9 protein-coding genes are annotated in these 11560 nt (G+C 67.6%); 4 read left to right on the top strand and 5 right to left on the bottom strand.

The features are described 5' to 3' along the window. Positions 1 to 19 precede the first annotated feature (19 nt). On the top strand, positions 20 to 949 hold the full coding sequence (locus tag ACI6S0_RS11245; RefSeq protein ID WP_333885323.1) for an NAD(P)H-dependent flavin oxidoreductase: 930 nt from the start codon (positions 20 to 22) through the stop codon (positions 947 to 949). A 9-nt stretch (positions 950 to 958) separates the two neighbouring features. Here ACI6S0_RS11245 and ACI6S0_RS11240 read toward each other — a convergent pair whose 3' ends face one another. Together ACI6S0_RS11240 and ACI6S0_RS11235 are read right to left on the bottom strand one after the other, a co-directional pair. After that, the gene (locus ACI6S0_RS11240; RefSeq protein ID WP_434405847.1) at positions 959 to 1843 is read right to left on the bottom strand and encodes an alpha/beta fold hydrolase; all 885 of its coding nucleotides are present in this window, start codon (positions 1841 to 1843) and stop codon (positions 959 to 961) included. A gap of 120 nt (positions 1844 to 1963) precedes the next feature. Further along, positions 1964 to 3925, bottom strand: coding sequence for a PAS domain S-box protein (locus tag ACI6S0_RS11235; RefSeq protein WP_434405846.1), 1962 nt, complete (start codon positions 3923 to 3925; stop codon positions 1964 to 1966). A 147-nt stretch (positions 3926 to 4072) separates the two neighbouring features. Here ACI6S0_RS11235 and ACI6S0_RS11230 point away from each other — a divergent pair, with 147 nt between their 5' ends. The 3 genes from ACI6S0_RS11230 (at position 4073) to ACI6S0_RS11220 (ending at position 7491) form a co-directional block, all read left to right on the top strand. After that, positions 4073 to 4999 (top strand): sugar kinase, encoded by a 927-nt coding sequence (locus ACI6S0_RS11230; RefSeq protein WP_434405845.1) that lies wholly within the window; start codon positions 4073 to 4075, stop codon positions 4997 to 4999. A gap of 58 nt (positions 5000 to 5057) precedes the next feature. After that, positions 5058 to 5651, top strand: coding sequence for a TetR/AcrR family transcriptional regulator (locus ACI6S0_RS11225; RefSeq protein ID WP_434405844.1), 594 nt, complete (start codon positions 5058 to 5060; stop codon positions 5649 to 5651). Positions 5652 to 5754: 103 nt separating this feature from the next. After that, positions 5755 to 7491 (top strand): acyl-CoA dehydrogenase, encoded by a 1737-nt coding sequence (locus tag ACI6S0_RS11220; RefSeq protein ID WP_434405843.1) that lies wholly within the window; start codon positions 5755 to 5757, stop codon positions 7489 to 7491. Here the strand turns inward: ACI6S0_RS11220 and ACI6S0_RS11215 are convergent. From ACI6S0_RS11215 to ACI6S0_RS11205, 3 genes are read right to left on the bottom strand one after another with little or no spacing between them, the layout of a single operon-like run. Beyond that, positions 7488 to 8309, bottom strand: a complete 822-nt coding sequence (locus ACI6S0_RS11215) for a universal stress protein (protein WP_434405842.1) — start codon at positions 8307 to 8309, stop codon at positions 7488 to 7490. The two genes, ACI6S0_RS11220 and ACI6S0_RS11215, sit on opposite strands and share 4 nt — an antisense overlap. Positions 8310 to 8363: 54 nt before the next feature. After that, positions 8364 to 9989, bottom strand: a complete 1626-nt coding sequence (locus tag ACI6S0_RS11210; protein ID WP_434405841.1) for an ATP-binding cassette domain-containing protein — start codon at positions 9987 to 9989, stop codon at positions 8364 to 8366. Then, complete coding sequence (locus ACI6S0_RS11205; protein WP_434405840.1) at positions 9986 to 11500, bottom strand: ATP-binding cassette domain-containing protein; 1515 nt, start codon at positions 11498 to 11500, stop codon at positions 9986 to 9988. Before ACI6S0_RS11205 ends, ACI6S0_RS11210 begins: the two co-directional genes overlap by 4 nt. Between the last annotated feature and the right edge of the window lie 60 nt (positions 11501 to 11560).

Genomic DNA, 11560 nt, shown 5'->3' with positions numbered 1-11560 from the left:
TAAAGGAGAGACCCTGATCATGACCCTGCCGGCTTCGCTTCAAGGCCGTTTGTCCCTGCCGCTGATCGGGTCGCCGATGTTCATCATCTCGCAGCCGGAACTGGTGATCGCCCAATGCCGCGCCGGCATCGTCGGCGCCTTTCCGTCGCTCAATGCGCGTCCGTCCGGCACGTTCGAGGCCTGGTTGCAGCAACTGGGGGCTGAACTGACCGGCCAGGACGCGCCCTTCGCCGTCAATCTGATCGTCCACCGCACCAATGCGCGGCTGGAAGAGGATCTGGCGCTGTGCGTCAAATATAAGGTGCCGATCGTCATCACCTCGCTGGGCGCGCAGGAGAAGGTGAATGAGGCGATCCACAGCTATGGCGGGATCGTGCTGCACGACGTCATCAACAATGTCTTTGCCAGGAAGGCGATCGAAAAGGGCGCCGATGGCCTGATCGCGGTGGCGGCGGGGGCGGGCGGTCATGCCGGCACGCTGTCGCCCTTTGCCCTGGTCCAGGAAATCCGCGAATGGTTCGACGGGCCGCTGGCGCTGTCGGGCGCGATCGCGACCGGCCGGTCGATCGCGGCGGCGCGGATGATGGGCGCGGACCTTGGCTATATGGGGTCGCCCTTCATCGCCACGACCGAGGCGAACGCGCTCGATGCCTACAAGGACATGATTGTCGACAGCGCATCGGCTGACATCGTCTATTCCGACGTCTTCACCGGCGTGCTGGGCAATTATCTGCGCCCCAGCATCGTCGCGTCGGGGCTGGACCCGGACAAGCTGCCCAAGGCGGCCGACATGGATTTCGCGAGCCTGGCCGGCGACAAGAAGGCGTGGCGCGACGTGTGGGGCGCGGGTCAGGGCATCGGCGCGATCAAGGCGGTGCAGCCGGCGGGCGCCTTCATCGCCCAGCTGAAGGCGGAATATCAGGCGGCGGTTTCGGGCTTCATGGCGTGAGGCCGTACCTCATTCCGCCAGGAAGACGCGCAGTTCCTTGACGAACATCTCGAACTGGTCGTGATGCAGCCAGTGGCCGGCATGGGGAAATTCCACCAGCCGGGCCTGCTGGAAATGGGCGATGCGACCATCCTTGACCGGGTTCGACGCCCAACTGTCGAGGCCGAGGCACAGCAGCGTCGGGCAGGTGATGCGGCGCCAGAAGTCGGGCAGATTTTCGTCTGTGCCGGCCTGGGGGGCGGCGCCGTGCAGATAGGGATCGAACTTCCAGCTATAGCTGCCATCCTCGTTCCGGTTCACGCCGTGGAGGGTGAGGTGCAGCGCCTGTTCGACCGACAGATGGTCGTTGCGTTCGCGCATGCGGGCGACCGCGGCCTCGATCGTGGCATAATGGCGCGGCGAGCGGCGGGCATTGGTGCGGCGGGTGTCGATCCAGCCCTTCCATGTCTCTTCGGTACTGCGTTTGGCCTGTTCGGCGATGCGGTCGGGCGACAGGCCCAGCCCCTCGATCGCGACCACGCGCGCGACGCTTTCGGGATAGAGGCCGGTATAGCGCAGGCTGATCGATCCGCCGAGCGAATGGCCGACGATGGTGACCGGCCGGCGATCGAGCAATTCGACCAGCTGGGCCAGGTCATAGACGTAATTGGCCATCATGTAGGAGCCGTCCGACGACCAGCCGCTGTCGCCATGGCCGCGCAGGTCGGGGCAGATGACATGATAGTCGCGGGCGAGCGAACGCGCGGTCCAGTCCCAACTGCGTGCATGGTCGAAACCGCCATGGACCAGGATCAGCGGCGGCGCCGACGGATTGCCCCAGTCGAGATAGTGAAGCCGCGTCCGCAGGGATGTGAAGAAATGCGATGTCGGCGTCGGCTGTGTGGCTTTGTTCATGCGATCCTGTGGAGTTGCTGGCGGTCAGGATGCAATTGCCATCGGCCATGCGCATGACGATGGCAAGACATAAGGCCAAGAAAATATGTGAAATTCTGTCACATATTGTCGGGTAAGACTTTAGGGGTGGCTGTCCGTGCCGATGGGAACCAGTCGCCGGAGAGCGCTGTCGTGGCGGATGCGATGCACCATCATCGCCAGTTCCGCCTGGCGGAAAGGCTTGTCGAGGCGCAGGCGACGGCTGGCATCGGCGGGCAGTTCGGCATAGCCGGTGATGATGAGCACGGGCAGGTCGGGATAGGCCTGCTCGATCGCGTCGGCCAGTTGTGCGCCGGTCATGCCGGGCATGGCGTGATCGGTAACGACCAGGTCGATGCGCCCCTGCTCCAGCATGTGCAGCGCTTCCCGACCCGATCCGGCCTGGAACACGGTATGGCCCATCGTTTCGAGCATACCGGCGGTATTGGTGAGCACCAGTTCGTCATCATCGACCGCCAGGATGACCAGCGGTTCGGTTTCCAGCTCGTCCGGTTCGCACGGGATGGCCGTCCGCTCGTTGCTGGCGTCGGTCAGGGCGACGGGTAGCCAGATGGACACGCTGGTCCCCTTGCCGGGCTGGCTGGCGATGGTCATCGCGCCACCACATTGCTGGGTAAAGCCATGGATCATCGACAGGCCAAGGCCGGTTCCCTTGCCCACCCCCTTGGTGGTGAAGAAGGGTTCGCGGGCGCGGGCCAGCGTTGCCTCGTCCATGCCTTCGCCTTCGTCCGTCACGGTCAGGCGGATGAAGCTGCCGGCGGCGAGATCGGGCTGGTCGCCCAGCGCCAGGGTGATTTCGCTGCCCTCGATCAACAGGCGGCCCCCGTCGGGCATGGCGTCGCGCGCATTGACCGCCAGATTGATCAGCGCCAGTTCCAGCTGGGCCGGGTCGGCATGGGCCGGGCGCAGCGATAGCGGGAAGCGCGTCTCGATCGCGACGCTGCTGCCGATCGTGGTCTTGAGCAGATCGGCCATGCCATGGACCAGGCCGATGCAATCGACCCGTTCCAGCTTGAGTTCCTGCTTGCGGGCAAAGGCGAGCATCCGCTGGGTCAGGGTGGCGCCGCGATCGGCGGCGGTCATGGCATTGTCGAGATAGCGGCTGATATCGGCGCCGGCCGCAAGACGCTGTCGCGCGAGATCGAGGCTGCCGACGATCACGGCCAGAAGATTGTTGAAATCATGGGCGACGCCGCCGGTCAGCTTGCCGATGGCGTCCATCTTCTGGCTCTGGAAGATCGCCTCGCGCGCCTGTTCCAGCGCCTGGGCCGCCTGGCGCCGTTCGGTAAGATCGCGGGTGATCTTGGCAAAGCCCAGCAGTTCGCCGGCGGAATCGCGGATCGGATCGATCACGACGCTGGCCCAGAAACGGGTGCCATCCTTGCGGATGCGCCAGCCCTCCGCCTCGAACCGGCCTTCGCGCTGGGCGGTGTCGAGGGCGCGGGAGGGGAGGCCGGCCATCCGGTCTTCCTCCGAATAGAAGCGGGCGAAATTCTGGCCCATAATCTCTTCGGCGCTATAGCCCTTGAATCGTTCGGCACCGCTGTTCCAGCTGGTGATCGTGCCGACCGGATCAATCATGTAGATGGCATAGTCTGTGACGCTCTGCACCAGCAGGCGGAAGCGTTCCTCGCTGCGGCGCAATTCCTCCTGCGCGGCGCGGCGTTCGGTCAGGTCGCGGGTAACCTTGGCAAAGCCGAGCAGATGGCCGGCGGGGTCGCGGATCGGATCGATCACCACATTGGCCCAGAAACGGGTGCCATCCTTGCGCAGGCGCCAGCCTTCCGCCTCGAACCGCCCTTCGACCTCGGCGGTGCGCAGGACGGCGGCGGGCACATGGGCGGCGCGGTCCTCCTCCGTATAGAAAGCGGAGAAGTGCTGGCCGATAATCTCGTCGGCGCTGTAACCCTTGATGCGCTGCGCCCCGCTATTCCAGCTGACGACGAAGCCCGCCGGATCGAGCATGAAGATCGCATAGTCGGTGACGCTCTGGACCAGCAATTCGAACCGGTTGACCGGCTGGCCTGTCTCTGTCGTCCCCATTTCCGCCCCTGACATTTTCGATCCTGTATCTTTGCCTGTGGCAAACGCGGCACGATGCAATCTGTTCCGCCATATGGGACGGGATTGCAACGGCTTGACTTCATGGGGCGGGGCCCGCACGACGCTGCTGCAATCAGAGAGGATCACATGGCAAGCGACGCGACTATCACCGTCATCGGCGAGGCAATGCTGGAACTGAGCCGGGGCAGCGGCGATAGCTGGAACCTGCGCTATGGTGGCGATGTCATCAACACCGCGATCCACCTGGCGCGGGCCGGCGACAAGGTGCGTTTTGCCAGTGCGATCGGCGCCGATCCGATGAGCGAGGATCTGCGCAAGGCGTGGGAAGCGGAAGGCGTCGATACCGGCCTTTTGATCGGTACGCCCGGCCGGACCACCGGCCTCTATGCGATCGAGACGGATGAGACCGGCGAGCGCAGCTTCCATTATTGGCGCGGCGAAGCGGCGGCGCGGGCGATGTTCGACCTGCCCGAAAGCGGCGCCATGGTTGATGCCGCTGCCCAGTCGGACCTGCTCTATTTTTCGCTCATCACCCTGGCCATCCTGCCTGACGCCGGGCGCGAGGCGTTGCTGGCGCTGTGCGAACGGGTGAAGGCGCGGGGGGGGCGGATCGCCTTCGACGGCAATTATCGGCCGCGCCTGTGGAGCGACGCCGCGACCGCGCGGGCCTGGCGCGACCGGGCGATCGCGCTGTGCGACATCGGGTTGCCAACGCTGGCGGACGAAGTGGAAATGGGCGAGGCGGATGATGCCGCCGACGCCGCGGCCCGCTGGGGCGCGGGTGATGGGCGCGAGATCGTGGTCAAGCTGGGCGCCGAAGGCTGTCTGGTTGGTGGCGTGCTGGTGCCGCCGCCGGCGCGGGTTGATGTCGTGGATTCGAGCGGCGCGGGCGATGCCTTCAACGGCGGCTATCTGCATGCGCGGCTGGCCGGCGCGGAGCCGGCAGAGGCGGCATTGGCCGGACATCGTCTGGCCGGGTGGAATATCGGTCGGCGCGGCGCGATCCCGGCGCGCGACGCCGATGCGCCCTATGGCCAGAAGGTGCCGGCCTGAGCCGGGAGCGATCGCACGGGACGTGGCCTGTGGTCACGCCCTGTGCTAGCGCGCTGACATGACAATCGGGGATGCCGCATCGGCGGGCGCGCGCGACGAAGGATCGGGTCGCCGCCGCCAGATATTGGAAATCGCCGCGCAGCTTTTTGCGCGCAAGGGCTATCGCGGCACGTCGATGCGCGACATTGGCGAGCAGGCCGGGGTTCTGGGCGGATCGCTCTACCACCATATTAAGTCGAAGGACGCGCTGTTCGTCGAACTGCATAATGGCGCATTGGATGCGGCCGAGGCGCGGATCGCGGCGGCGGTCGCGGCACAGGCCGATCCCTGGGCGCGGCTGGAGGCGGCCTGCGCCAGCCTGCTGGATATCCAGCTGGCGGCGGATTCGCTGACCATGCCGATGATGAATGATTTTCGGGCCGTGCCGGATGGCGTGCGCGACCAGCTTGTCGCGCGCCGCGACCGGTTCGAGCAATTATTCCGGGATCTGGTGGCGGCGCTGCCGCTGCCCGCGGATATTGATCGTTCGCTCTATCGCACGTTGCTGCTCAGCCAGCTCAATTCGGCGGCCGACTGGTATCGCGATGGTCGGCTGACGCGGGCGCAGATCGCCGCGCAGATCGTCGCCATTTTTCGCCACGATCGGTTATAGTCTGGGCGTCAACGGTGTGCGTCGCAGCGGCTAGGATGCCGTGCTCGTTTGACTGTAACAGATGTTTGGTATAGCTGATCCGCAGCAAATTTGGAGAGGTTCGATGTACAGCTATGTTCCGCCGATCGACGATTATCGCTTCCTGCTGAGCGAGGTGCTGGGCTTCGACCAGGCGATGGCGGAGCTGAACAAGGATGTCGACGCCGACCTGGCCGTGACCGTGCTGGACGAGGCCGGGCGCATGTGCGCCGAGCGCCTGGCGCCGCTCAACCGCGAAGGCGATGAGCATGGCAGCCAGTTGATCGATGGCGCGGTGCGGACGCCGCCCGGCTTTGCCCAGGCCTATCGCGACTTTGCTGATGCCGGCTGGGCGGCGCTGTCGGCCGATCCCGACCATGGCGGTCAGGGGTTGCCCTTCATCCTGCAACTGTGGCTGGACGAGATGCTGTCGGCCGCGAACCTGTCCTTCGGCCTGTTCCCCGGCCTGACCCGTGGCGCTTGCGAGGCGATCGCCGCCCATGCCAGCGAGGAACTGAAGGCGACCTATTTGTCGCGCATGGTGAGCGGCGAATGGACTGGCGCGATGGCGCTGACCGAAAGCAGTGCGGGCACCGACCTTGCCCTGCTGAAGACCAAGGCCGAGCCGCAGGGCGATGGCAGCTATGCGGTGACCGGCACGAAGATTTTCATCTCGTCGGGCGATCATGATTTTGGCGGCAATATCGTCCATCTGGTGCTGGCGCGCCTGCCCGATGCGCCGGCCGGGGTGAAGGGGATCAGCCTGTTCCTGGTGCCCAAATTCCTGCCCGGCGCGGATGGCGCCTTCGATCAGCGCAACGGCATGTCGGTCGGCGCGCTGGAGAAGAAGATGGGCATCCATGCCCAGCCGACCTGCGTCATGAATTATGACGGCGCGACCGGCTGGCTGGTGGGCGAAGCGCATCGCGGCCTGGCCGCCATGTTCACGATGATGAATGCCGAGCGGCTGATGGTCGGCATCCAGGGACTGGGCATCGCTGGCGCTGCCTATCAGCAGGCGGCGGGCTATGCCAAGGAACGGCTGCAGGGCCGCAGCGCGGATAATGCGCGCGCGCCGGTGGCCATCATCGAACATGCCGATGTCCGCCGGATGCTGCTCAATATCCGTAGCTTCGTGGAGGCCGGGCGCGCGCTGGCGGGCTGGACCGCGCTGCAGCATGACCGGTCGCAGCACCACGCCGACGCCGGCGAGCGCGCCAGGTCCGACGCTCTGGTGGCGCTGCTGACGCCGGTGGTGAAGGCATCCTTCACCGATTTCGGCTTCGAAAGCGCGGTGCAGGCGCAGCAGGTCTTTGGCGGCCACGGCTACATCCGCGAATGGGGCATGGAACAATATGTGCGCGATGCGCGCATCGCCCAGATCTATGAAGGCACCAATGGCGTGCAGGCGGCGGACCTGGTCGGGCGCAAGCTGCCGATGGCGGGCGGCGCGGTGGTCGAAGGCTATTTCGCCCTGATCGCGGCCGATGTGGAAGCGGCCGGTGGGAGCGTGATCGCGCGCAGCACCTGCACGGCGCTTGAGGCGCTGCGCACGGCGACGGCGGCCCTGCAGGGCGCGGACACGGATGCAGCCGGCGCGGCGGCTGTCGATTATCTGCGCCTGTTCGCGCTGGTGTCGATGGGCTGGATGTGGACCCGGATGGCGCAGGCGGCCGCGCAGGGCGACAGCCCGCTGCATCAGGCGAAGCTGAAGCTGGCCGACTATTTCGCGCTGCGTGTCCTGCCGCAGGCGCAGGGCCTGGCCGCCACGATCGCCGCCGGTGAAGCGTCGATCATGGCGTTGGAGATCGGCGCCTTCTAATCGCGCACCATCAACACGTCGCAGGGCGCGCCTTCGAGCAATTCGGAGGCGCGGCTACCGATCAGCGCATGGACGAAGCCGCTGCGACCATGGGCGCCCAGCACCAGCAGGTCGATATCGCGCTGTGCGATCAGGGTCGGCAGCACCTCGCCGGCGCGACCCTCGATCAGTTCGACCTGGAAGGGGCGGGCGTGGCCGGCCAGTTCCGGACGAGCGGCAAATTCGGCGCTTTCCCGTTCCGCTTCCGACCGGGCGAAGGCCAAGGTCTGGTCGGGATCGAGGCGGGAGGGGAAGCCGCCATCATAGACATGGACCAGATCGAGCCGCGCCTTGGGGAACAGCATCGCGGTCATCTGCACGGCATGGAGCGAACAGTCGGAAAAGTCGGTCGCGATCAGGATGCGCCGATAGGGATGGCGCGGCCGTTCCTTGACCACCAGCACCGGCACGGGCGAACGCCGGACCAGATAGTCGACCGCCGTGCCCAGGATGAAGTCGCTGACATGATTGTGGCGGGCCGGGCCGACGACGATCACCGCGCTGCCCCGCTCCTTGCCCAGTTCCGCGATGGTTTCGGGCGCGCGGCCCTGGATCAGCACCGGTTCTACCGGCGCGGCGACGGCCTCGGTCAGCTTCGCGATGACCCGTTTGGCGCGATCGGAGGCGTGGGCGACATGGGCGGCATCGCCCTTGTCCAGCGCATGGGCGACGAGCAGCGTGCCGCCCAGATCGGTCGCCAGTTCGACGGCCCGGTCAAAGGCCCGATCGCTTCGGGCGGTCAGATCGGTGGCGATGAGGATGGTTGGCGGCACGAACATCTCCCTCTTGTGTCGGGCGGTGGCTAAGCGCTTGCAAGACAAAGCCTATCATCCTCACGCCGCGCTTGCCACTCCGGGTAGACCCTGGCCCGGCAGGGGGGCGATGGCCGACACCGGCACCTGTCGGTCGGTCAGCGTGAGTGGCGCGGGGCGGTGCGAAATCAGGATAAGGCCAGTGCCGGTCCGGTCGAGCCAGATGCGCAGCCGGCTGATCAGAAGCGCCTCGGTCGCGGCATCCAGCCCCTCGGTCGGCTCATCCAGCAACAGCCAGGGACGGCCGGTCAGCAGCGCGCGTGCCAGCGACAGCCGCTTGCGTTCGCCGCCCGACAAGGTGCCGCCGGCTTCGCCCAACCGATAGTCGATGCCACCGGGCAGGCTGGCGCTGCGCTGGTCGAGACAGGCGACATGCAGGGCATCGACCATATCGGCCGCATCGATGCCGGGCCGGGCGAGGCGCAGATTGTCGGCGATGCTGCCGGCCAGCATCGGCGCGTCCTGGGGCGAGAGGGCGAACTGGTCACGCAGTTCCGTCCCGGAGCAGGCTGCCAGCAGATGGCCGCCAAGCGCGATATCGGCCGTGACCGGACGCAGCCCGGCCAGACCCTCCGCAAGCAGGCTCTTGCCCGAACCGGAGCGGCCAGTGACGGCGACGCGCGCACCGGGGCGCAATTCGATGTTGCCCAATCGGATGGCTTGGGGCGTCGCGGTGAATGGCGCAGGCGCATCGTCCAGCGGCAGTGCATCAAGCGCGGCCAGCCGGGCAAGGCCGGCATCGACGCTGGCCTGGCGGAAGGCGGTGCGTGACAGCCCGGCCATCGCCTCCACCGCGCCGGCGCTGGCCAGCAAGGCAAGCGCGACCTGCGGCGCGGGGGCATCGGCGCCGAGCAGCACCAGCATGACCGCCAGCGCGCTATAGGCCGCGAGCAGGGCTGCCTGCACGCCTTCGCCGATGAACAGGCGGGCGCGGGCCCGGTCGAGCCGGCTGGTGAGCGGTGCCAATTCGGCCATCACCCGATCCCCCAGCCCATAGGCAGCGATTTCCGCGCGAGCGCTCGCCAGTTCGACATAGCGGGTGCGCAGCGCGCCGAGCGCGTCGGCGGCCTGTTGCGCAGGGACTTCGGTCAGGCGCCGGGCAAGGCTGCGCAGCAAGAGCGGCAGGGCGGCGAGCATGGCCGCCAGCAGCAGGGCCGACAGCCAGCCGCCGCTCGCCGCCAACATCACGCCCGCCAGCGCTGCCATCAATCCGGCGATCCGGCTCGGCAGGCGCACGACCAGATCCTCCAGCGCGTCGATGTCGCCGGTCAGCCGCGCGGCGGCGTCGCCGCTGGACAAGGGCAGGGCGGTGCGGCTGTCCTGCGCGGCGAGGCGCGCGAACAGGCTGGCGCGCAGCCCGCCCATGGCTTCGAGCGCGGCGCGGTGCGACCAGAGCCGCTCGCCATAGCGCGAGGCGGTGCGCAATATGGCGAGCAGCCGGATCGCCGCGCTGGGCACCAGATAGTTGAACGCCTGTACCGCGACCGCGCCAGCCGCGCCGGCCATGGCGGCGGCGGTCAGGAACCAGCCGGCCAGTGCGAGCAGGGCAATGCCGGCCAGCGCCGCAATGACGGCGCACAGCGTCGCCCGGCGCAGCAGCATCGCGGAGCCTGTCGCCTTGTCGAGCGCGATCTGGATCGGATTCACAGCATCACCTCCATCCGCGCGGCGGCGGTCAGGCGATGATCGTGGGTGGCGACCAGGATCGCGCGCTCGGTCGACAGGGCGACCAGCAGGGCGATGATGTCGGCGGCACTCTGCGCATCCAGATCGGCGGTGGGTTCGTCGCACAGCAGGACCGGCCGCCCGGACAGGATGGCGCGGGCAAGCCCGATGCGCCGCCGTTCGCCGCCCGACAGGCCAGCCCCCTGATGATCGATGGGCAGGTCCAGCCCCTCCGGCCGTGTGGCCAGCATGGGCGTCAGACCGACCCGCGCGGCAACCTGCGCGATTTCGGCCCGGTCGGCATCGGGGCGGGCAAGGGCGATATTGTCGGCCAGGCTGCCGGGCAGCAGCAGCGGCCGCTGGGCCGCCCAGGCGATGCGCGCGGGATCGACCGGAGACAGTTCGCCCGAGGCCGGGTCAATCTGTCCGGCGATCGCGGCGAGCATGCTGGTCTTGCCGCTGCCGGTCGGTCCGGTGAGGGCGATCAGGTCATGCGGCTTGAGCGTCAGGCTGACCGGGCCGATCCCAGAACCGATGCCGATCCGCAAATCCTTGAGATGAAGGCCATCGAACGGTGCGCTGGCCGGATGCAGCGCGGCCTCCACGTCCGGCAGGGCGCCGGTGATCGCCTTGTCCGCCGCTTCGCCCATCTGCTTGTCATGATAGGCCGCGGCCAGCCGGCGCATCGGCAGATAGAATTCCGGCGCCAGCGCCAGGGCGAACAGCGCGGCGCGCAGGTCGAGCGCTTCAGGGGCGGGGAAGGGCAGCAGCCCAAGCAGCGCAAAACCGCAATAGACCGCGACCAGCGCCACCGAGAGCGCCGCGAAAAATTCCAGCACCGCACCCGACAGGAAGGCGACGCGCAGCACCGCGCCGGTGCGGGTCGCCACTTCCTGCGCGGCGCCCGCCACCTGTCGGCTGATCCGCGCCTGCGCGCCATGATGACGGATCAGCGGCAGCGCGCGCAGCCGGTCCACGAACAGACCCGACAATTCGGCCAAGGCCGCCAGTTGCCGCTCCGCCGCCGCGCGCGCCGCCGTGCCCGCCAGCACCATGCCGAAAGCGAAGGGGATCAGGGTCGCCAGCATGATCGCGGCGCAAACCCAGCTTGCGGTCGCGACGATCGCGGCGACCAGCAGCGGCCCCAGCACCGCCGCCTTGCGGATCGGCAGGAAGCGGGCGCCATGCGCCTCGATCGCGGCGAGATGGTCGATCGCCAGCGTCGCATTCTCGCCCGCCAGCAGCGGCCGGGCCAGCCGTCCGCCGAGCAGCCGGGGCAGCAGTTTCGATCGCCGCGCGGCGACGATGCGCTGGGCCGACCGGATCGCCTGGACATGGGCCAGCATCAGCCCGGCCGCACGCACCAGTCCGCCGGCCAATAGCAACACCGGCGACAGCCAGCCGATCGCGACGCCATCGGCCAGCGCACTGACGCCCTGCGCCAGTCCCGCCGCGAAAAGAGCGGCGCCGATGATGTCGATGACCCAACCCATGCCTGCGGTTTTCCCTAGCTAGACCTTGCGTCCCATTCATTTAGGTTTGGCGGCAGAATA

Source organism: Sphingobium sp. DN12, from assembly GCF_051058005.1.
Classification (GTDB): domain Bacteria; phylum Pseudomonadota; class Alphaproteobacteria; order Sphingomonadales; family Sphingomonadaceae; genus Sphingobium; species Sphingobium yanoikuyae.
The sequence above is the reverse complement of the archived record's forward strand: the minus strand, read 5'-3'. Positions and strand labels throughout refer to the sequence as shown.

Excerpts from the sequence above, each read along its gene's own strand:
- ACI6S0_RS11245 (WP_333885323.1), top strand. The coding sequence starts at position 20 with ATGACCCTGCCGGCTTCGCTTCAAGGCCGTTTGTCCCTGCCGCTGATC.
- ACI6S0_RS11240 (WP_434405847.1), bottom strand. The coding sequence starts at position 1,843 with ATGAACAAAGCCACACAGCCGACGCCGACATCGCATTTCTTCACATCC.
- ACI6S0_RS11235 (WP_434405846.1), bottom strand. The coding sequence starts at position 3,925 with ATGGGGACGACAGAGACAGGCCAGCCGGTCAACCGGTTCGAATTGCTG.
- ACI6S0_RS11230 (WP_434405845.1), top strand. The coding sequence starts at position 4,073 with ATGGCAAGCGACGCGACTATCACCGTCATCGGCGAGGCAATGCTGGAA.
- ACI6S0_RS11225 (WP_434405844.1), top strand. The coding sequence starts at position 5,058 with ATGACAATCGGGGATGCCGCATCGGCGGGCGCGCGCGACGAAGGATCG.
- ACI6S0_RS11220 (WP_434405843.1), top strand. The coding sequence starts at position 5,755 with ATGTACAGCTATGTTCCGCCGATCGACGATTATCGCTTCCTGCTGAGC.
- ACI6S0_RS11215 (WP_434405842.1), bottom strand. The coding sequence starts at position 8,309 with ATGTTCGTGCCGCCAACCATCCTCATCGCCACCGATCTGACCGCCCGA.
- ACI6S0_RS11205 (WP_434405840.1), bottom strand. The coding sequence starts at position 11,500 with ATGGGTTGGGTCATCGACATCATCGGCGCCGCTCTTTTCGCGGCGGGA.